Genomic DNA, 19891 nt, shown 5'->3' on the forward strand with positions numbered 1-19891 from the left:
GGCACACTGGCCGCCCAAAAAAGAGAGCATCACATCAGGACAGATCGGCCATCAGCACTTTGGAGCGGCGCTGATAGTTATACATCTCTTTTTTACTCTCTGGCAGCGATTCGATGTCCACTGGCGTGAAACCCCGCTCCTGGAACCAGTGGATGCTACGTGTAGTCAGTACGAACAGTTTTTTCAGTCCCATCTGCCGTGCCTGGAGTGCAACACGTTGCAGCAACATTTCGCCACGTGACGAGCTGCGATAATCGGGATGCACCGCAACGCAGGCCATCTCGCCGATTTTTTCATCCATAAACGGATAAAGTGCCGCGCAGGCAATAGTCAGATTGTCGCGCTGGATGATGGTGAACTTATCAATTTCCATTTCTAACTGTTCACGAGAACGGCGTACCAGGATGCCTTGCTGCTCCAGTGGACGAATCAGCTCAAGAATACCACCGATATCATTGATGGTTGCACGACGGATCTGTTCAGCAGACTCCATAACAATTTGCGTACCAATACCGTCGCGCGAGAACAGCTCTTGTAACAGCGCGCCATCTTCCTGATAGCTGATTAAATGGCTACGGCGCACGCCACTGCGGCAGGCTTTACTGCACCTCGTAAAAAGCGCACCGTGCCCGAAAGATAATCACCCTCGCGCTCAAACGCTTCAATTCGTGCCTGCGCATCATTGGGAAACAGCTCGGAAACGATATCACCATCGCTGTTAATAACGCCCTGCTCAGAGCAGAAACCGATCATTTTTTCCGCTTTCAGTTTAATAGCCAGCTGTGTGGCGACTTCTTCTGACGTCAGGTTAAAGCTTTCGCCGGTGACAGAGACGGCGACGGGTCCGAGCAAAACAATCGCATCATTATCGAGCTGGCGATGAATCGCCTCTTCATCGATACGACGAATACGCCCGCTATGGCAGTAATCCACGCCATCATCCACGCCTAACGGTTGCGCAATAATAAAATTGCCGCTCACCACGTTGATATGTGCGCCTTGCAGCGGGGTATTATTCAGACTCATAGAGAGACGGGCAGTGATATCAAGCTGCAGACGACCCGCAGCTTGTTTCACTAATTCGAGCGATTGCGCATCGGTTACCCGGGTAAACTTGTGGTAAACCGGCTCCAGCTGATGTTCTGCCAGACTGGCATCAATCTGCGGGCGTGCGCCATACACCACGACCAGACGAATACCGAGACTGTGCAGCAGACCGATATCGTTAATGATGCTGGAGAAATTTTCATGCTCAATCGCTTCGCCACCAAGCATGATGACAAAGGTTTTATTCCGATGAGCATTGATATAGGGAACGGTATGGCGAAAACCCTGAACCAGTTCAGTACTACGTTCCTTCACGGCTAACCCTCAGTGAATGGTTATTCGAATTTTTTGTATTTTTATGCTTTTATCCGAAGTTTTGCAAGTGCTAATCCTGACGTACATTTACGATTTTTTGCATGCCAAAGCGGCTAACAGCCTGCATTATTTGGGGTTTCCGGGATGACATCGTATCCGGGATTGATTAAAGTTTTCGCCACACTTTTTTTGATTGGCGTTTTTTTAGACATTACACAGCAGTTGGAGCGGCATGTCGGAAGTTAATTCCTTTTTTTCACGCAGACGATTTTTACAAGGTTCGGGCGCACTGTTGCTGTTGAGTGTCAGTCGTGTCGGCATGGCTGCAAAAAGTCATATTGTTGCGGTGCGCATCTGGCCTTCATCCACCTATTCCCGTATGACGCTGGAATCAAATGTCCCGCTTAAGTACAAACAGTTTGCGTTGAGCCATCCTGAGCGGCTGGTCATTGATATTGACGGCCTGCATCTTAATCCGGTTTTGAAAGGCGTCGATAAGCAGGTCCGTGTTGACGATCCTTTTATCAAAAACGCCAGGGTAGGGCAGTTTGATAGCAACACGGTACGCATTGTGCTGGAGTTAAAGCGTAACGTGTCGCCAAAAATCTTCAGCCTTAACCCCGTGGCGGGCATCAAACATCGCTTAGTGGTCGATCTTTATCCCAGCCAGAATCATGTAGAAGACGATCCGCTGCTGGCACTGTTAAAGATTACAACCAGGGAGACCTGGAAAAAAACGAGCCAGCGCAAGCGCCACTGCCGGGTAAAGCGGGTCGCGATCGACCTATTATTATCATGATCGATCCAGGGCACGGCGGCGAAGATCCCGGCGCGCACGGTAAATATAAAACGCGGGAAAAAGATATTGTGCTGAAGATTGGTCGCCGCCTGAAGGCGTTGATCGATAAAGAGCACAATATGAAAGCCTATATGACGCGCAACGAGGATGTATTTATTCCGCTGCGGGTGAGGGTAGCCAAGGCGCGCAAGCAGCGAGCTGACCTGTTTGTGTCGATTCATGCTGACGCCTTTACCAGCCGTGCCGCGCGCGGCTCTTCAGTGTTTGCGCTCTCGACCAGTGGAGCAACATCCGCAGCGGCACGTTTTTTGGCGCAGACGCAAAACGAATCGGATTTGATTGGCGGCGTTAGCATGAGCGGCGATCGCTATCTTGATCACACTATGTTCGACATGGTGCAGCGACAAACCATTCATGACAGCCTGAAGTTCGGCAAAGAGGTGCTGCACCGCATGGGACGCATCAATCACCTGCATAAACGCACAGTTGATCAGGCTGGATTTGCCGTTCTGAAAGCCCCTGATATTCCCTCGATCCTTGTCGAAACGGCGTTTATCAGTAACGTGGAAGAGGAGCGGAAATTGCGCACAACGCGCTATCAGCATCAGGTTGCTGAGGCCATTCTGCACGGCATCAAAGCCTATTTCGAAAACGGCGCGGCGCTGGCGCATCGTTAAAACAAAAAACGGATAGCCTGGGCTATCCGTTTAATATCAGATGCAATGAGAAGAAGTGCAGAAACAAAAAAACACCCTTTCAGGTGCTTAAATGATTGGTTGCGGGGGCCGGATTTGAACCGACGACCTTCGGGTTATGAGCCCGACGAGCTACCAGGCTGCTCCACCCCGCGTCCGTATTGCGCTTTGCGACTTTTCATATTGTCTCTTCAACAGAAGAGTTGGTTGCGGGGGCCGGATTTGAACCGACGACCTTCGGGTTATGAGCCCGACGAGCTACCAGGCTGCTCCACCCCGCGTCCGTATTGCGCTTTGCGACTTTTCACATTGTCTCTTCAACAGAAGAGTTGGTTGCGGGGGCCGGATTTGAACCGACGACCTTCGGGTTATGAGCCCGACGAGCTACCAGGCTGCTCCACCCCGCGTCCGTGGAAGCGCACTATACTCCGCGTGATGATTGTTGCAACCCCTTTTTACCCTAAAAAGCCAAATTTACAGTTACCTGGTGAAGGATTCAGCTATCAGGTTAAAAATTAAACTGGTGTGAACTGCGTCAAAGCAGATGGATTTCAATCTGACGGGCGCTTTGCTATCGTCGCCATGCGAACAGTTCATATAAAGAGATGATGATGAAAGGACGTTGGGCGAAGTATGCACTCACTGGCGCATTTATTGCGCTGCTGGCTGGCTGTAGCAGTAAGCCGACCGATCGTGGTCAGCAATATAAAGATGGCAAACTCGAACAACCCCTGGCGTTGGTGAATCAGCCCAATGCCAAAGGGCGCCCGGTTAACGGTCAGGATTTCGGTGAGCAGGTGAGACAAATCCAGGTTGCCTCTTCTGGTCTGTTTAGTCGCCAGAATGGCACCTACAGCGCCATTGAAAGTTGGCTGATGGCAGGGGCCGACACGCGACAACTGAGCCAGTTTGGCCTGAATGCTTTCCAGATGGAAGGCACCGACAATTACGGCAACGTGCAGTTTACGGGTTATTACACACCTGTGGTGGAAGCGCGCTATACCCGCCAGGGGGAATTCCAGTATCCGATCTATCGTATGCCACCGCGTAAGCGCGGAGCAAAACTGCCCAGCCGCGCTTCTGTTTATAGCGGGGCTTTAGACGATCGCTACATCATTGCTTACAGCAACTCGCTCATCGATAATTTTATGATGGATGTGCAGGGCAGTGGATACGTTGATTTCGGCGATGGTCGCCCGATGCGCTTCTTTGGTTATGCAGGTAAAAACGGTTGGGGTTATCACAGCATCGGTAAAGAGCTGATTGATCGGGGTGAAGTGAAGCGCGAAGACATGTCGATGCAGGCGATTCGCCAGTGGGCGGCAGAGCATTCTCCACAGGAAGTGCGTGCGCTACTGGAAACGAACCCCTCCTTTGTTTTCTTCAAAGCGGAAGAGTTTGCCCCAGTGCGCGGCGCGAGTGCAGTACCGCTGGTAGCAAAGGCTTCAGTGGCATCCGATCGTTCAATCATTCCGGCAGGTACCGTGTTGCTGGCAGAAGTGCCACAGTTGAATGAGAAGGGCAAATTCAACGGTAAATATGAAATGCGATTAATGGTTGCGCTGGATGTCGGTGGCGCCATTAAGGGCCAGCACTTCGACATTTATCAGGGCATTGGACCGGATGCAGCGCATCTTGCTGGATTCTATAACCATTATGGTCGCGTCTGGGTATTAAAAGCCGCGCCTGGCACCGGACAACCGCTGTTTAATAACCCGCAAAATGGTAATAATGGCTCACTGCTGTTAGGTTCTAATTAATCTCTTTTCTGCGGGCCAGCTGGCCCGCACGACATTACAGGTTCAACTATGAGTGTGGTTAATGACGCCTGGCGCCAACGCTTTGGCGGTACGGCGCGTCTTTATGGTCAGGATGCGCTGCAACAATTTGCCGATGCACATTTCTGCGTGATTGGTATTGGCGGTGTCGGTTCATGGGCGGCCGAAGCACTGGTGCGCACAGGTATTGGCAAAATCACCCTGATTGATATGGACGATGTGTGTATCACCAATACTAACCGCCAGCTTCATGCGCTCAACGGTAACGTAGGCAGAGCCAAAACCGAAGTGATGGCTGAGCGTTTACGGGCGATTAATCCAGATTGCGAAGTGATTTGCGTTGATGACTTCATCACGCCGGATAATACCGCGGAACTGATGGCCGCCGGATATGACTACGTTATTGATGCCATCGACAGTGTGCGACCGAAAGCCGCGCTGATTGCATGGTGCCGCCGCAATAAAATTCCACTGGTGACAACCGGTGGCGCAGGCGGACAGATCGATCCGACCCAGATTCAGGTCACCGATCTGGCGAAAACGATTCAGGATCCGCTGGCAGCAAAATTGCGTGAGCGTCTGAAACAGCTGGGTATCGTAAAAAACAGCAAAGGCAAACTGGGGATCGACTGTGTATTTTCGACAGAAGCTTTAGTCTATCCGCAAGCCGATGGTAGCGTCTGCGCCTCTCGCAGCACGGCTGAAGGCCCGAAACGCATGGATTGCGCATCGGGATTTGGTGCAGCCACCATGGTGACTGCCAGCTTTGGTTTCGTTGCCGTGTCGCATGCGCTGAAGAAATTTTTAGCCCGTGCGGCGCGTCAGGCTTAGCGTACCGCCTGACGCGCCTGATGCTGAACCGCATCGGCTAAGGCTTTCAACCCGCTGCTACGTGAGGCGCTGAGCTGAGCGCGTAAGCCCAGCTCATCAAACAACTGCAGCGGATCTTCACTTAGCAGCGCCTGTGGCGTTTTTCCCTCAACAGCGGTAAGCAGTACCGCAAGCAAGCCGCGTACAATGCGGCCTTCACTGTCGCCGTAAAAGTGCAGTGTGCCATCGTGACGCAACTGACTGCTCAGCCAGACGCGATTCTCACAGCCGCTCAGCTCTGTTTCCGCTGTTTTTAACGCCTCCGGCAGCGCCGGAAGCTGGCGGCTGAGTTGAATCAGCTGACGATAGCGATCTTCCCACTGATGAAAGTGGCTAAATTTTTCTTGCAGGCTTTCCACCGTAATCAGGTCGCCAAACGGGTGCGGCGCCAGTAGTGATGAATTCATAATCAGGGCTCCGATAACAGCGCAATGGCACTGCGCATCGCGCGCAGTAAGGCATCAACGTCTTGTAAATTATTATAGGGTGCGAAAGAGACCCGAAGCGTGCCGCTAACGCCTAGCGCCGCCATGAGCGGCTGAGCGCAGTGTTGTCCGGCGCGTAAGGCGATACCGTGCTCAGCCAGTAAGGTGACGATGTCGCTATGGTGGATCCCGGCAAACTCAAAAGCCAGCAGGCTGGCGCTGCCGCAGCGAAAACTACGAAAGCCTGGCAGTTCAGCAAGCTGCTCTTCTGCGAGACAGGCCAGCTGCTGACTCCACATCTCAGCTTTGTTTTGATCGCTCTGTTTGAGCCAGGTTAACGCGGCGCTTAATCCGACAACACCCGCGACATTTGGCGTTCCCGCTTCGAAGCGCCAGGGCACAGGCTGCGGCGTAAAGCCGTTGAAATCCACATGGGTTAACATTTTGCCGCCGCCTTGCCAGGGCGTCATCTCTTCGAGCAATTCTGCCTTGCCGTAAAGCACACCGATACCCATCGGGCCGTAAATTTTGTGGCCGGAAAAAGCGTAAAAATCGATATCCAGTGCCTGCACATCAGGCGGACAGTGTACAACGCCCTGAGCGCCGTCAACCAATACCTTTGCGCCTGCGCCATGGGCCAGCTTGATGGCTTCGGCCAAATCGGGACAACCGCCGGTTACGTTCGACATCTGCCCAATGGCCAGTAATCGTGTGCGGCGGTTAAGCAGGGAAGGCAGCAATGTCATATCAGGCAAGCGATCGGCACCGATCGGCCATTTTACTACCTTAGCGCCGCGCGCCTGGGCAGCCATCAGCCAGGGAACCAGGTTAGCATGATGCTCCGCTTCACTCACCAGGATTTCATCGCCCGCCTGCAAGCGTGGCAGCAACCAACTGTTTGCGACCAGATTAATCGCTTCAGTTGTACCGCGCGTCCAGACAATTTGATGGTCATCAGCGGCATTTAACCATTGAGCAACCTGACCGCGTGCCCGTTCGTAACGTTCAGTTAACTGGCGTGCAGCGGCGAACTGACTACGATGCACCGTTCCTGCGCTCAGGCTGTAGAATTGCTGCAGGGTATCGATAACCACTTGCGGCTTTAGCGTGGTGGCGGCGCTATCGAGATAGACGCCGGCATCGGCGAGCGCAGGAAACTGCTGGCGAAAGAGACTTTGATTGAATGCGGTCATGCTCGGCTCTTGACGATAAATTTAATAAATAGGACCACACTGAAAGAGTAGCTTCAGCCTGGCAAAGCTGAAAAAGCGCGTTATGCTGATTATTGCAAGGTTTGAACCGAACCCGCATAACGATGCGACCTAATTTAGTCGATCTCACTTATCTGCTGTTTCTGGTCAGCGTAACGCGGGCGGTTTAATGCAATCAATCTGCAAGGAGAAAGAAGATGAAAAAACTCGCCGCAGTGCTGGCCGTATGTACAATGGCCTTTACCCTGGCTGCTTGCTCAAGCAACTATGTCATGCACACCAATGATGGTCGCACTATTGTAGCTGATGGCAAGCCACAGGTAGACGATGAAACCGGTATGATCAGTTATAAAGATGCCAATGGCAACGAACAGCAGATTAACCGTTCAGATGTAAAAGAAATGGTGGAAATAGGGCAGTAATCAGGTAAAAAAAGCACCGCAATTTGCGGTGCTGTTTAAAAATTACTATGGACAGACAGGGTAAATCACAGGAATTAAAAGCTGATCTGTAAAAGTCAGATCAAAATTGCAAACACAACATCACGACCACAAGCCAAAAGCTTTCGGAAAGTCTGCGAACTCACTCACAAATCCTAAAACTTTTCGTTCCGGCTCAGGAAGTGCGGCAACTATAGGTATTTGCTGGAGCTTCCTCAACGGACAAATTATAATGACTCGGATTAAAAATTCTAATACCCAGGGGCGCACTATAAGCCCTGGTGTTTATTGCCGATCCCGATACGGAAAATCATGTCAAAACGTCTTCCTCCTCTTAACGCACTGCGTGTTTTTGATGCGGCTGCGCGTCATTTAAGTTTCACCAAAGCCGCAGAAGAGCTATTTGTCACCCAGGCTGCTGTAAGCCATCAGATAAAATCTCTGGAAGATTTCCTTGGGTTAAAGCTGTTTCGGCGGAGGAATCGTTCGCTTTTACTGACAGAAGAAGGTCAAAGCTACTATCTGGATATCAAAGAGATTTTCTCTGCTATTAACGAAGCGACGCGCAAACTGCAGGCGCGCAGTGCTAAAGGCGCATTGACGGTAAGTTTACTGCCAAGCTTTGCTATTCAGTGGCTGGTTCCTCGCCTCTCCAGCTTTAATATGGCTTATCCGGGAATTGATGTACGGATCCAGGCGGTTGATCGCGATGAAGAGAAATTAGCCGATGATGTCGATGTGGCGATTTTCTACGGGCGGGGTAACTGGCCTGGCTTGCGCGTCGAAAAACTCTATGCTGAATACCTGCTTCCCGTCTGCTCGCCCTCGCTGATGACAACTGGCGATAATCCACTTAAAACGCCGCTGGATCTGGCTCGTTTTACGCTGCTGCATGATGCATCACGTCGTGACTGGCAATCTTATATCCGTCAGCTAGGCTTGCAGCACATTAACGTTCAGCAAGGTCCAATCTTTAGCCACAGCGCGATGGTTTTACAGGCTGCTATTCATGGTCAGGGCGTCGCGTTAGCTAATAATGTGATGGCACAAAGTGAAATTGAAGCCGGACGTCTGATCTGTCCTTTTAATGATGTTCTGGTCAGTAAAAATGCTTTTTATCTGGTTTGTCATGACAGTCAGGCAGAACTGGGTAAAATAGCCGCCTTTCGACAATGGATCCTGGCCAAAGCAGCAACCGAACAAGAAAAATTTCGCTTTCGTTATGACCAGTAACTTATTGATTTCTGTGCAGTGACGCACAGATGCACCTTGAGGATAGTTTGATGTCCAGTCGTGCCATGCTTATCTTTGCCGCCATTAGCGGCTTTTTTCTGGTGGCTTTTGGTGCTTTTGGTGCCCATGTTTTAACTAAATCGCTCGGACCAGCCGAAATGGCCTGGATTCATACCGGGTTAGAGTATCAGGCTTATCATACCCTGGCGGTGATTGGCCTTGGCGCGGCCATGCTGCGTCGCGCCAATATCTGGTTTTACTGGAGCAGCGCGTTTATGGCGCTTGGCACCGTGCTGTTTAGCGGCAGCCTTTATTGTCTGGCGCTGTCACATTTGAAGTTTTGGGTTTTTGTCACCCCAATCGGTGGGCTTTGTTTCCTCGTCGGTTGGTTTTTGATGTTGATTGGCGCACTGCGTCTGAAACGAAAGGCAGATCGCCATGAATAAAATATTACTGTATTGCCGTCCCGGCTTTGAAAAAGAGTGTGCCGCTGAGATTAGTGCTAAAGCCGCAGAGCGTGAAATCTACGGTTTTCCGCGTGTTAAAGATGATTCAGGTTACGTTCTGTTTGAATGTTACCAGCATGAAGATGCCGATCGTCTGGTGCGTCAGTTACCGTTTGAACAGCTGATTTTTGCCCGTCAAATGCTGGTCGTAGGTGAACTGCTGCGCGACTTACCGCAAGAAGATCGCATTTCGCCGGTTGTGGGGATGCTAACCGGCGTGGTTGAGAAAGGCGGCGAGCTACGTGTGGAAGTGCCAGACACCAACGAAGCCAAAGAACTAACGAAGTTCTGTCGTAAATTTACCGTGCCTTTGCGTGCCAGCCTGCGCGCCAGCAATATTTTATTGAATTACGAGACGCCCAAACGTCCGGTTGTGCATGTGTTCTTTATTGCGCCGGGCACCTGTTATGTCGGGTATTCCTACCCGGAAAATAATTCGCCGTTCTATATGGGCATTCCGCGCCTTAAATTCCCGGCTGATGCGCCGAGCCGTTCAACCCTGAAGCTGGAAGAAGCGTTTCACGTTTTTATCCCGGCGGATGAGTGGGATGAGCGTCTGGCTGGCGGTATGTACGCCGTCGATCTGGGTGCCTGTCCCGGCGGCTGGACCTATCAGTTAGTGAAGCGCAGCATGATGGTGTATGCCGTTGATAATGGCCCAATGGCACCCAGCCTGATGGATACCGGACAGGTAATGCATGAGCGCGAAGATGGTTTCAAATTTCGCCCGCCGCGCAGCAACATCAGCTGGCTGGTCTGCGACATGGTAGAAAAACCGGTGCGCGTGGCTAACCTCATGGCTGAGTGGCTGGTGAATGGCTGGTGCCGTGAAGCCATCTTCAACCTTAAGCTGCCCATGAAAAAGCGTTATGAAGAAGTCACCCAAAATCTGGCTATGATCGAAGAAAAGCTGAAAGAGAAGGGTGTGAACGCGCAAATTCATGCGCGTCAGCTTTATCACGATCGTGAAGAGGTCACGGTACATATTCGTCGTATCTGGGCCGCAGTTGGCGGACGTCGCGACGAACGTTAACAGTAGCAGGGCTGAGTGTCAGAGCATTCAGCCCTGATAACGCAACGTTTTCAAATTCCCCTGTAAGGCTAAATCCTGTCTGAGCGTTGCCACCTGACGGCTGACGTGCGCCATCTTCTGTTCTGACTGCAACTTTTCACGCCACTTTATCGGCACCTGCTCCAGCTGCCGATAAATGCCTTCCAGCGAACCAAACTGTTGCAATAACGCTTTGGCACTTTTCGGGCCTATTCCGGCGATACCCGGAATTTTGCTGCTGCTGATACCAGAAAGGCCCCAGTAATCAGGCAGAAGCTGAGGAGCAACGCCAAACTCGGCTTCGATGAAGGGCAGATCCAGCCAGCGTTTTTGAAAATAGTCACGTATTCGAATCTGTGGTGCAAGCAACTGGCAGTAGCCTTTGTCGGTGGAAACGATCGTCGCCTGATGACCTGCCTGTGCCATTTTTACCGCCAGCGTGGCGGCCAGATCGTCAGCTTCATCCTGTCCGGCAATCCAGCAGCTAACGCCTGCCGCGCGAAATGCCTGCTGTAAGGCAGGCATTTCTGCCTGTAAATCTGTCGGCATCGGCGGGCGACCGCTTTTGTAATCTGGCAGAAGATCGTGCCGCCAGCCCTGATGACGTGTTTCACTGTCAAACACCGCGACAACATGCGTAGGTTGCGTGTGAGCAAGTAACTGACGCAGTGCAGCCATACAACCTTCGGCGCAGGGCGAGCCTTGTACCGCATGCAGGCGGCGAATGAGGTTAAGCGCATCAATAATGAGAAGATGAAGAGGCATGAGCATTCAGGCAGCCTGGTGGCTGCCTCCTGGATTATTTAATGATTTCGTAGCAGGGAATATAAGCCGTTCCCGGCAGCTTCATGCGGTGTTGAGCCACGAAGCCCTGCAACAGTTCGTCCATGCGATGCATGATGTCGGCATCACCGTGCAGCTGATAAGGCCCTTTTTCACGAATTTCGCGAATACCCATCTCCTTCACGTTCCCGGCAACGATACCTGAGAATGCGCGGCGTAGGTCCGCAGCCAGTTTTTCCGGCGGCTGGTTGGTGTACAAGTTAAGATTTGCCATGTTTTCGTGCGTTGGCATGAAGGGCAGCTGCAGATCCTGGGCAATGCGAATCGACCAGTTGAAGCTGTAAGCATCGCCTGTCTCACGACGATACTCTTTGACTTCTGGCATGGCATTTTTCATCAGGCGCGCCACTTCAGCGGCATCATCAATGATGATTTGATAATGCTTACGAGCCGGTTCACCCAGCGTGCTGACAATGAAATCATCCAGAACGCGGAAGTAATCCGCACTCTCTTTCGGCCCGGTCAAAATTAAAGGCAGCACCTGATCGCTGTTTTGTGGATTCATCATGATGCCAAGCAGATAAAGCAGCTCTTCTGCCGTACCTACGCCACCGGGGAAAATAATAATGCCGTGCGCAATACGCACAAAGGCTTCGAGACGTTTTTCAATGTCCGGCATGATGATCAGTTCATTCACCAGCGGATTAGGGGTTCTGCCGCAATGATGGATGGCTCGGTCAGGCCAATAAACCGGCTGTCGCGATAGCGTTGCTGCGCATGGCCTACGGCCGCGCCTTTCATTGGCGCTTCCATGACGCCAGGGCCGCATCCGGTACAGATATTCAGTTCACGCAGGCCAAGTTGCGTACCCACGTTACGGCAATATTGATATTCAACCGCGTTGATTGAGTGACCTCCCCAGCACACCACGGTATTGGGGTATTCGCCGACATGCAGTGCACGCGCATTGCGCAGTATCGAAAACACGGTATTGGTAATGTTAGCGGAATCATCTGCGTCAATGTTCTGAAATCGTTCAGCGGCACTGGCAAGCTGTCCGTTAACAAACAGGATGTCACGCAGAACGGCAAACAGGTTAGCCTGCAAAGAACGAATGATGCGTCCATCAACAAACGCTTCTTCTGGTGGATTGATCAGTTCCAGTTTTACACCGCGCTCACGGCGCAGCACATTAATATCGAAATTTTCAAAGCGGGAAAGCAGTTCATGACTACTGTCGGTTTGGCTACCGGAATTGAGCACGGCGAGTGAGCAGTTACGAAACAGCTGATAAAGATCGCTGCTGGCCGTGCGTTTCAGCATGTCGACTTCCAGCTGAGAAAGCAGATCCATCGAGCCAAGAGGGCTGATATGTGTAATCACGTGAACTCCTTTACACCCGCCAGGGTGATTGTTGACACTGCAATTGCAGTGACGAAATACCTTTCATATTTCAAGCTGTAGGTGCGTTGGCTGCCTTTGCGCACCCGATCACTTACGTGAGTAAGCTTGCCGCCTCCTGCAACTCAAATTATTTTGGTTAACGTCCCTGGTCGGCGAGCCAACGGGTCGCCGCCATGTTCAGAGTAGCCTTGTCGGCACAAATAGCTCAAGTGGAACCGCTTATAGCAGGTGCAGCGTGCGAGAGATCTCGCAAACTATTGACGTACCAGACGTGAATACCCAGGAGAAAAAGGCACATTGCTGCGCCATGGATTGATATCCAGTCCGCCACGGCGGGTATAGCGCGCATAGACGGTTAATGCGTCAGGGTGACAAAAGCGCAGGACATCATTAAAGATGCGTTCAACGCACTGCTCGTGGAACTCGTTGTGCTGGCGAAATGAGATGAGATAACGCAGCAGGGCTTCGCGATCGATACGCGGGCCTTTATAACGAATCATCACTGAGCCCCAATCGGGCTGGTTAGTGATCAGGCAGTTAGATTTCAGTAAATGGCTGACCAGGGTTTCCTCAACGATCTCACTGCCCGCCGCATCAGCCAGGTAGTCAGCATTGAAGCGGTAATCTTCAATCTCAATATCCTGCTCATCAATGCAATAGCCAGCAAAATGACCGATCGGCTGCCCTTCAACTTCATTCAGGCGAAACAGCGCCACCTGCACATCGCCTTCGGCACAGGCGCTTAAATCGCGCTCCAGCGTTTGCCGCACTTCGCCCCAGTCAGCAAATTTGGTTTGATTAAAGCTGTTAAGATAAAGCTTGAAACTTTTGGACTCGATAAGATGACGACTGTGGGCATTCAGCACAACCTCGCCGACGGCAACCTGCGGCAGGCCTTTGCTGTTGAGCCAGGAGAGTTCATACAGTGTCCAAATATCTGCACCGGTAAAGGGCAGGCTATCCGGGAACAGACCTAAGGGTTCACGGTTCAGGCTACGCGGGACCGCCTGCAGTAAACTGCTGTCATAGCGATCGTGATAGGCTGTAGGTTTGCCCAGCGTCAGGTTGCTCAGCGCCTGATCCTGTTCGTGAGAAGACATAACGGTTTCCACTAAATTTATCAAAGTGGGTAATTGTAACCCATCAGAAGTGAGAATATGAATGATGCAGCAAACTGCCGACGCTTTACGCGATTTTACCGCTCGTTATTGCCAGCACTGGCAACAACATTATGGTCACGCGCCCGCCAGCGCCGACCTGCCTGGCGTGCCATCACCTTGCGCCATAGAAGAGCGTGGCGATTGCGTGCTGTGGCAGCCACAGCCATTCAGCCTGCCGCCCTCACTGGAAGCCGTTGAGCGGGCACTTGATATTCAGCTGCAACCCAGCATAACGGCTTTTTATACCAGTCAGTTTGCTGGCGATATGCAGGCGCGTTACGCCCAGCGGAAACTGACCTTATTACAGGTCTGGAGCGAGGAAGATTTTCTGCGATTGCAGGAAAATTTGATCGGTCATCTGGTGATGAAGCGCAGACTGAAACTGCCGCCAACCCTGTTTATTGCCACGACAGATTCTGAAGAAGAAATTATATCGCTAAGCAATCTGAGCGGCGAAGTTATTTTAGAACAGCCTGGCCGCAAAAATGTTGAATTTTTAGCACAAAACATTGAGATATTTCTTAAGCATTTACAACCGTTTATGGGCGGGTCTGCAGATAATGCCCTATAGAGTTGTGAGAGATGTCTTACAAGCGATGTGAGAGATCGGCAGATGAACGCAGAGACTTCCAGATGTCTGTGATGTAAAAATATTGTGAATCATCAACTTAATGGCGTTAGTCCGAAACTGTGTCAAAAAGATGTCTGCGTTACGCTTTTTAGTGCCTTGTATACGTAATACATTCTGGCAAAATGTTTCGCACTGGCAGGATGCTAAGGATAGAGATATCGTCAGGATGGCGATAAGCCATGAGGCTGGAACGTAACGGAGTTTACGGCACACGGAAGGTTTCAGGACGAAACAGGATAGCTCAGGATTGAGTCAGGGACACCTCCAGGACGGAGAATGAGAGCGCCTCAGAAGAGGTTGCGGGCCAGGATGCTATGGATTCATCAGGATGATAAGCGACAGGAATTCGCACTGGAAAAGTTGTCATGGATGAGCAGGGAGCAAAAACGTAGCAGGAAGGCTGCAAACGAACCGGGAGCACTGTTTTATACAGTGCTCCCTTTTTTGTGCCTGTGCCAACAAGTGGTATGCTTGCCGCCCCATTTTTACTGCTCGCTGGAGGTGGCGCATGACGCCTGAACAATTGATTACGCAACGGCTGGAACAGCTCGAAGCGGTGATGCGCGAACATGATCTCTGGCAAGAAACTACTCCCGCTGCCAGTGCTTTCGAGAGCCGGGAACCTTTTTGCCTCGACACGCTTGAGCCGCTGGAATGGCTGCAATGGGTCTTAATTCCCCGCATGCATGCTTTGGTCGCTGCACAGCAACCGCTGCCGCAGAATCTGGCCATCGCCCCATATTTTGAAATGGCGTTAACGCCGACGCAGTCTGGCCGCGCACTGTTACTGCTTACCCTGCGTCAGTTCGACGCACTGTTTATGGACGATGCTGTCTGATGTTAGAAATTATTTATCAGGATGAATGGTTGGTGGCGGTGAACAAGCCCGCAGGCTGGCTGGTGCATCGCAGTTGGCTCGATCGCAAAGAGAAAGTCTTCGTCATGCAAACGGTGCGCGATCAAATTGGCCAGCATGTTTTTACAGCTCACCGCCTCGACCGCCCGACATCAGGCGTGCTGCTAATGGGCTTATCCAGTGATGTGGGGCGTCTGTTATCGCAGCAGTTTGAGCATCATCAAATACAGAAAACGTATCATGCGGTGTTGCGTGGTTGGCTTGAAAGCAGTGGCACCCTGGATTATCCGCTGGTGGAAGAGCTGGATAAAATTGCAGATAAATTTGCCACTGAAACCCGTGCGGCGCAGCCTGCGGTAACGGATTATCAGGCACTGGCAACCGCAGAACTGCCGCAACCGGTTGGTCGTTATCCCACTGCACGCTACAGTCTGGTTGAGTTATCACCTAAAACCGGCCGCAAACATCAACTGCGCCGCCATATGTCTCATCTGCGACACCCGATGATTGGTGATACTACTCACGGTGATTTAAAGCAGAATCGCGGCGCTGCCGAACATTTCGGTATGAATCGCCTGATGCTGCATGCCAGTTGCTTATCACTAACGCATCCGGTGACAGGTGAGCCGTTAGTGATCCGCGCCGGACTGGATCCCGTCTGGCAAAACATGATGAACCAGTTTGGCTGGCAAGCATTAATCCCTGAGGTTCCGAGGGTTGAGTTTAGCGCAGAGCCAAGCCAGGATAGCGTTTCAGAATAAGGAGAACGGTCATGGCAAAGATAGGCATTTTTGTGGGCACGGTTTATGGCAATGCACTGCTGGTCGCTGAAGAAGCGGAGCCGGTTTTACAGGCGCAGGGGCACGAGGTGAAAGTATTTGAAGATGCGACGCTGGCGCAGTGGCAAAACTACAGTCGCGACGTGGCATTGATTATTACGTCAACCACTGGACAAGGTGATTTTCCAGACACTATTTCTGCGCTGTTTCATGATGTGAAAGATAAATCAGGTCATCAGCCAGACTTGCGTTACGGCGTAATCGCGTTAGGCGATAGCAGCTACGAGAATTTCTGTGGGGCCGGTAAGACTTTCGATGCGCTGTTGCAAGAGCAGGGCGCTCAACGTGTTGGCGATGTTTTGCTGGTGGATGCAACAGAAAATCCCGAGCCTGAATCGGTGACATCACCCTGGGTAGAGAACTGGGGCCAGTTACTTTAGAAAGATGCCTCCCCGCGGGGAGGATGAAGAAAAAAGGCAGCGCAACCGTCAGGTCACGGGGGCAGGATTAAAGACCGCTAACTGATTACGAATCCCCAGCGATCTGACCAGGTTTGTTTTCTGCCGCTGGCAATATCTAAAATCAATTCAAACAGTCGCCAGCCCACTTGTTCAATTGTCTCTTCGCCGGTCGCGATCGTTCCGGCATTAATATCCATTAAGTCATGCCAGCGATCCGCAAGCGCATTACGTGTGGCCATCTTAATGACCGGAATGGCCGCCAGACCATACGGCGTGCCGCGTCCGGTAGTAAAAACTTGCAGCGTAATGCCCGAGGCCATCTGCTGCGTACCGCAGACAAAATCGCTGGCTGGCGTCGCCGCATAGATCAGTCCCCGGCGCGTTGGACGCTGACCCGGCGACAATACCTCAACAATCGGACTGCGGCCCGATTTCGCAATCGACCCCAAAGCTTTCTCTACAACATTCGCCAGCCCACCTTTTTTATTGCCTGGCGATGGATTGGCGCTGCGGTCCGTTTGCCCTTGATCAAGATAATCGTCATACCACGCCATCTCTTCTAACAGGCGCTTACCGACCGCTTCATTAATTACGCGCGGCGTCAGCAGATGAATCGCATCGCGTACTTCAGTGACTTCGGAAAACATCACGGTCGCACCGCAGCGCACCAGCAGATCGGAGGCAAAGCCCACCGCTGGGTTGGCAGTTACCCCAGAAAAGGCATCACTACCACCGCACTGCATGCCCACCACCAGCTCCGATGCCGGGCAGGTTTCACGTTGGCGCTGATTGAGGCGTTTCAGATGACGCTCTGCTACCTGCAATATCTCATCCACCATCGCGCCAAAGCCCACCAGCTTCTCATCTTGCAAGCGCACGATATCCTGGTCATCCAGCGAGATGGCCTGCACATCCGGCGTGCCAGTCAGCAGACGTTCAGGCTGTAATTTTTCACAACCCAAACTCACAATCATCACCTCACCACCAAAATTAGCGTTCAGCGCCAGGTTATGAATGGTGCGTATCGGTACAACCGCAGCAGGCGCATTGATCGCCACACCGCAGCCGTAAAGATGGTTCAGCGCCACTACGCCATCTACGTTGGGATATTTTGGCAGCAGGTCGCGTTCAATCAACTGCACCACAAAATCAACCACGCCCGCAACGCAATGTACGCTGGTCGTAATGCCTAAAAGATTGCGCGTCCCAACGCTGCCATCCGCATTGCGATAACCTTCGAAGGTATAGCCTTCAAGTGGCGGAAGATCTGGTGGCACATTACTGGCGAGCGGCAAACTGGCGAGAGGCGGCGCTTCGGGCAACGCCACCAGCGATTCATCAATCCAACTGCCTTGCGCAATATCACGCAGAGCATAGCCAATCACTTCACCGTAGCGCAGGATTTCGCCGCCTTTGGCGATGGCACTCAGCGCCACTTTGTGGCCTTGTGGTACATGCTCGGTCAATGTCAGGCCACTGGCAAACATTGTACCTGCTGGTAATCCCAGGCTATTCACCACAATGGCAACGTTATCCGCTTCATGCACTTTAATGTAGAGCGGCTGTTCGGTCGGGGTCGGGTTCATTGCTCACCTTCCAGTCATTCGCGCCGTACTTTTGCGGCGCGGTGTAATGGTGTTACTTGTCACACGCTCGGTATTTGCCAGCTTCAGTATAAGGAGAGGGCAGGCGCTAAGCATTGTGCAATTGACTGTCATTTGCTGGTTTAGCAAGGTTGTTTTGGTGAAAACGAACAAAAGCAAGTGAAGGGTCTCACAAAGCCATTTTTTTCTGGCTAAATTCTAATCAAACCGGCTTAAATTTCCGTTTTCCGTGAGCCGCGCCGCAGCCTTATGTGCAAATGCCAAATAAAAGATGCTATTTCGCGCTTATTATCAGGCGCTATTCCAATGCCTCCGCAAGTACCTGTTCATATACTGCTTTTCGATACCCACGTTAGGTTATGTGTCACGACGCACTATCGGTTTGCCAATAACTAAATCGCCGTGTTTAACCCAACTTCTCTCTGATACCCAACGCGATGTGTATGCAGTCAGAGCGAATGTAGCGAACGCTATATTTCAGGAGTGCATCATGAATACTTATAGCCAGACAGCGGAATCAGTACAAAAACGTACTAATGCGCGCTACTGGATTGTGGTGATGTTATTTATCGTCACCTCTTTCAACTACGGGGACCGTGCCACACTGTCTATTGCCGGATCGGCAATGGCAAAAGATATCGGTCTTGATCCCATCGGAATGGGTTACATCTTCTCCGCGTTTTCCTGGGCTTATGTGATCGGCCAGATCCCTGGCGGCTGGTTGCTGGACCGCTTTGGATCAAAACGTGTTTACTTCTGGAGTATTTTCCTCTGGTCAATGTTTACCCTGTTGCAGGGCTTCGTTGACATCTTTAGTGGTTATACCATCGTGATGGCGCTGTTCATGCTGCGCTTTATGGTGGGACTGGCTGAAGCCCCGTCATTTCCAGGCAACAGTCGTATCGTCGCCGCCTGGTTCCCGGCGCAGGAGCGCGGAACCGCGGTTGCCATCTTTAACTCAGCACAATATTTCGCCACGGTGATTTTTGCGCCCATTATGGGTTGGCTGACATCGCAGGTCGGTTGGGCGCACGTATTCTGGTTTATGGGCGGCCTCGGCATTTTGCTCAGCTTTATCTGGTTGAAAGTTATCCACGATCCGAACGACCACCCGCGCGTTAACAAAGCTGAACTGGAATATATGGAGCAGGGCGGCGCACTGATCAACATGGATCAGAAGAAGGAAGAGCGCAAAGTCAGTTGGGATGAGAAATGGTTCCAGATCCGCCAGTTGATTAGCTCACGCATGATGCTTGGCGTCTATCTCGGTCAGTACTGCATCAACGCCTTAACCTACTTCTTTATTACCTGGTTCCCGATCTATCTGGTGCAGGCACGCGGCATGTCGATTCTGAAAGCAGGATTCATTGCCTCTATTCCTGCGGTATGCGGCTTTATCGGTGGCGTGTTAGGCGGGGTGATTTCCGACTGGCTGATGCGTAAAACCGGTTCACTGAATATCGCCCGTAAAACGCCTATCGTGCTCGGCATGTTGCTTTCCATCTCAATGGTGGTGTGTAACTACGTTGATACTGAATGGGTTGTGGTGTTTTTCATGGCGCTGGCGTTCTTTGGCAAAGGCATCGGGGCGCTGGGTTGGGCCGTCATGGCGGATACCGCGCCAAAAGAGATCAGTGGCTTGAGCGGCGGTCTGTTCAATATGTTTGGTAACGCTTCCGGCATCATCACGCCAATTGCCATTGGCTACATTATCGCGGCCAGCGGCTCGTATAACGGCGCACTGATTTATGTCGGTATCCATGCTTTTGTTGCGGTACTGAGTTATCTGGTGCTGGTGGGCGACATCAAACGTATCGAACTGAAACAGCGATAAGGACGGAAC

At 51.7% G+C, this 19891-nt stretch carries 15 protein-coding genes, 3 tRNA genes and 4 pseudogenes; 12 read left to right on the top strand and 10 right to left on the bottom strand.

Annotated features, from left to right (window positions below):
* Nucleotides 1-34 precede the first annotated feature (34 nt).
* A pseudogene (argA, locus tag O3W44_RS16235) lies at nt 35-1362 on the bottom strand (amino-acid N-acetyltransferase).
* A gap of 232 nt (nt 1363-1594) precedes the next feature.
* Here argA and amiC point away from each other — a divergent pair.
* A pseudogene (gene amiC / locus O3W44_RS16240) lies at nt 1595-2838 on the top strand (N-acetylmuramoyl-L-alanine amidase AmiC).
* 96 nt (nt 2839-2934) lie between these two features.
* Here amiC and O3W44_RS16245 read toward each other — a convergent pair.
* The 3 genes from O3W44_RS16245 to O3W44_RS16255 form a co-directional block, all read right to left on the bottom strand.
* A tRNA-Met gene (locus O3W44_RS16245) sits at nt 2935-3011 on the bottom strand.
* Between the two features lie 49 nt (nt 3012-3060).
* Nucleotides 3061-3137: transfer RNA gene (locus tag O3W44_RS16250), tRNA-Met, on the bottom strand.
* Between the two features lie 49 nt (nt 3138-3186).
* Nucleotides 3187-3263: transfer RNA gene (locus tag O3W44_RS16255), tRNA-Met, on the bottom strand.
* 204 nt (nt 3264-3467) lie between these two features.
* On the opposite strand from O3W44_RS16255, the gene mltA reads away from it, so the two are divergent.
* Complete coding sequence (gene mltA, locus O3W44_RS16260) at nt 3468-4616, top strand: murein transglycosylase A (RefSeq protein ID WP_269294464.1); 1149 nt, start codon at nt 3468-3470, stop codon at nt 4614-4616.
* 48 nt (nt 4617-4664) lie between these two features.
* Nucleotides 4665-5465, top strand: coding sequence for a tRNA cyclic N6-threonylcarbamoyladenosine(37) synthase TcdA (gene tcdA / locus O3W44_RS16265; RefSeq protein ID WP_269293859.1), 801 nt, complete (start codon nt 4665-4667; stop codon nt 5463-5465).
* Here the strand turns inward: tcdA and csdE are convergent.
* Complete coding sequence (gene csdE / locus O3W44_RS16270; RefSeq protein ID WP_269293860.1) at nt 5462-5911, bottom strand: cysteine desulfurase sulfur acceptor subunit CsdE; 450 nt, start codon at nt 5909-5911, stop codon at nt 5462-5464. The two genes, tcdA and csdE, sit on opposite strands and share 4 nt — an antisense overlap.
* A gap of 2 nt (nt 5912-5913) precedes the next feature.
* Nucleotides 5914-7122: a cysteine desulfurase CsdA gene (gene csdA / locus O3W44_RS16275; RefSeq protein WP_269293861.1), complete on the bottom strand. Its 1209-nt coding sequence runs from the start codon at nt 7120-7122 to the stop codon at nt 5914-5916.
* Nucleotides 7123-7337: 215 nt separating this feature from the next.
* Between csdA and O3W44_RS16280 the strand changes: the two genes are divergently transcribed.
* From O3W44_RS16280 to rlmM, 4 genes are all read left to right on the top strand, one after another.
* Entirely contained in the window at nt 7338-7562 is a 225-nt protein-coding gene (locus tag O3W44_RS16280) for a YgdI/YgdR family lipoprotein (RefSeq protein ID WP_269293862.1), read from the top strand.
* A 330-nt stretch (nt 7563-7892) separates the two neighbouring features.
* Complete coding sequence (locus O3W44_RS16285; RefSeq protein ID WP_269293863.1) at nt 7893-8813, top strand: transcriptional regulator GcvA; 921 nt, start codon at nt 7893-7895, stop codon at nt 8811-8813.
* A gap of 50 nt (nt 8814-8863) precedes the next feature.
* Nucleotides 8864-9259 (top strand): DUF423 domain-containing protein, encoded by a 396-nt coding sequence (locus O3W44_RS16290; RefSeq protein WP_269293864.1) that lies wholly within the window; start codon nt 8864-8866, stop codon nt 9257-9259.
* Nucleotides 9252-10352 (top strand): 23S rRNA (cytidine(2498)-2'-O)-methyltransferase RlmM, encoded by a 1101-nt coding sequence (rlmM, locus tag O3W44_RS16295; protein ID WP_269293865.1) that lies wholly within the window; start codon nt 9252-9254, stop codon nt 10350-10352. Before O3W44_RS16290 ends, rlmM begins: the two co-directional genes overlap by 8 nt.
* Before the next feature lie 27 nt (nt 10353-10379).
* Here rlmM and xni read toward each other — a convergent pair whose 3' ends face one another.
* From xni to queF, 3 genes and pseudogenes are all read right to left on the bottom strand, one after another.
* The gene (gene xni, locus O3W44_RS16300; protein WP_269294465.1) at nt 10380-11135 is read right to left on the bottom strand and encodes a flap endonuclease Xni; all 756 of its coding nucleotides are present in this window, start codon (nt 11133-11135) and stop codon (nt 10380-10382) included.
* A gap of 34 nt (nt 11136-11169) precedes the next feature.
* Nucleotides 11170-12536, bottom strand: a pseudogene (gene ppnN / locus O3W44_RS16305) (nucleotide 5'-monophosphate nucleosidase PpnN).
* A gap of 275 nt (nt 12537-12811) precedes the next feature.
* Nucleotides 12812-13657 carry an NADPH-dependent 7-cyano-7-deazaguanine reductase QueF gene (gene queF, locus O3W44_RS16310; protein WP_269293866.1) on the bottom strand — a complete coding sequence of 282 codons (846 nt, stop codon included), beginning with the start codon at nt 13655-13657 and terminating at the stop codon, nt 12812-12814.
* A gap of 61 nt (nt 13658-13718) precedes the next feature.
* On the opposite strand from queF, the gene syd reads away from it, so the two are divergent.
* The 4 genes from syd to O3W44_RS16330 all read left to right on the top strand — a co-directional run bounded on the left by syd (nt 13719) and on the right by O3W44_RS16330 (nt 16423).
* On the top strand, nt 13719-14288 hold the full coding sequence (gene syd, locus O3W44_RS16315) for a SecY-interacting protein (RefSeq protein WP_269293867.1): 570 nt from the start codon (nt 13719-13721) through the stop codon (nt 14286-14288).
* A gap of 568 nt (nt 14289-14856) precedes the next feature.
* The gene (locus tag O3W44_RS16320) at nt 14857-15186 is read left to right on the top strand and encodes a YqcC family protein (RefSeq protein WP_269293868.1); all 330 of its coding nucleotides are present in this window, start codon (nt 14857-14859) and stop codon (nt 15184-15186) included.
* The gene (gene truC, locus O3W44_RS16325) at nt 15186-15965 is read left to right on the top strand and encodes a tRNA pseudouridine(65) synthase TruC (protein ID WP_269293869.1); all 780 of its coding nucleotides are present in this window, start codon (nt 15186-15188) and stop codon (nt 15963-15965) included. The genes O3W44_RS16320 and truC overlap by 1 nt, the downstream gene beginning before the upstream one ends.
* A gap of 11 nt (nt 15966-15976) precedes the next feature.
* Nucleotides 15977-16423: a flavodoxin gene (locus O3W44_RS16330; protein WP_269293870.1), complete on the top strand. Its 447-nt coding sequence runs from the start codon at nt 15977-15979 to the stop codon at nt 16421-16423.
* 48 nt (nt 16424-16471) lie between these two features.
* Here the strand turns inward: O3W44_RS16330 and garD are convergent.
* Nucleotides 16472-18030 (bottom strand): annotated as a pseudogene (gene garD / locus O3W44_RS16335) (galactarate dehydratase).
* A 508-nt stretch (nt 18031-18538) separates the two neighbouring features.
* Between garD and O3W44_RS16340 the strand changes: the two are divergent.
* Nucleotides 18539-19882, top strand: coding sequence for an MFS transporter (locus O3W44_RS16340; protein ID WP_269293871.1), 1344 nt, complete (start codon nt 18539-18541; stop codon nt 19880-19882).
* Nucleotides 19883-19891 lie beyond the last annotated feature (9 nt).

The organism is Pantoea sp. LMR881, assembly GCF_027157825.1.
Classification (GTDB): Bacteria; Pseudomonadota; Gammaproteobacteria; order Enterobacterales; family Enterobacteriaceae; genus Pantoea; species Pantoea haifensis.

Coding starts and splice junctions, on each gene's coding strand:
- mltA (WP_269294464.1), top strand. CDS start 3,468: ATGAAAGGACGTTGGGCGAAGTATGCACTCACTGGCGCATTTATTGCG.
- O3W44_RS16320 (WP_269293868.1), top strand. CDS start 14,857: ATGACGCCTGAACAATTGATTACGCAACGGCTGGAACAGCTCGAAGCG.
- O3W44_RS16340 (WP_269293871.1), top strand. CDS start 18,539: ATGAATACTTATAGCCAGACAGCGGAATCAGTACAAAAACGTACTAAT.
- O3W44_RS16280 (WP_269293862.1), top strand. CDS start 7,338: ATGAAAAAACTCGCCGCAGTGCTGGCCGTATGTACAATGGCCTTTACC.
- csdA (WP_269293861.1), bottom strand. CDS start 7,122: ATGACCGCATTCAATCAAAGTCTCTTTCGCCAGCAGTTTCCTGCGCTC.
- syd (WP_269293867.1), top strand. CDS start 13,719: ATGATGCAGCAAACTGCCGACGCTTTACGCGATTTTACCGCTCGTTAT.
- O3W44_RS16290 (WP_269293864.1), top strand. CDS start 8,864: ATGTCCAGTCGTGCCATGCTTATCTTTGCCGCCATTAGCGGCTTTTTT.
- csdE (WP_269293860.1), bottom strand. CDS start 5,911: ATGAATTCATCACTACTGGCGCCGCACCCGTTTGGCGACCTGATTACG.
- O3W44_RS16285 (WP_269293863.1), top strand. CDS start 7,893: ATGTCAAAACGTCTTCCTCCTCTTAACGCACTGCGTGTTTTTGATGCG.
- truC (WP_269293869.1), top strand. CDS start 15,186: ATGTTAGAAATTATTTATCAGGATGAATGGTTGGTGGCGGTGAACAAG.
- rlmM (WP_269293865.1), top strand. CDS start 9,252: ATGAATAAAATATTACTGTATTGCCGTCCCGGCTTTGAAAAAGAGTGT.
- tcdA (WP_269293859.1), top strand. CDS start 4,665: ATGAGTGTGGTTAATGACGCCTGGCGCCAACGCTTTGGCGGTACGGCG.
- xni (WP_269294465.1), bottom strand. CDS start 11,135: ATGCCTCTTCATCTTCTCATTATTGATGCGCTTAACCTCATTCGCCGC.
- O3W44_RS16330 (WP_269293870.1), top strand. CDS start 15,977: ATGGCAAAGATAGGCATTTTTGTGGGCACGGTTTATGGCAATGCACTG.
- queF (WP_269293866.1), bottom strand. CDS start 13,657: ATGTCTTCTCACGAACAGGATCAGGCGCTGAGCAACCTGACGCTGGGC.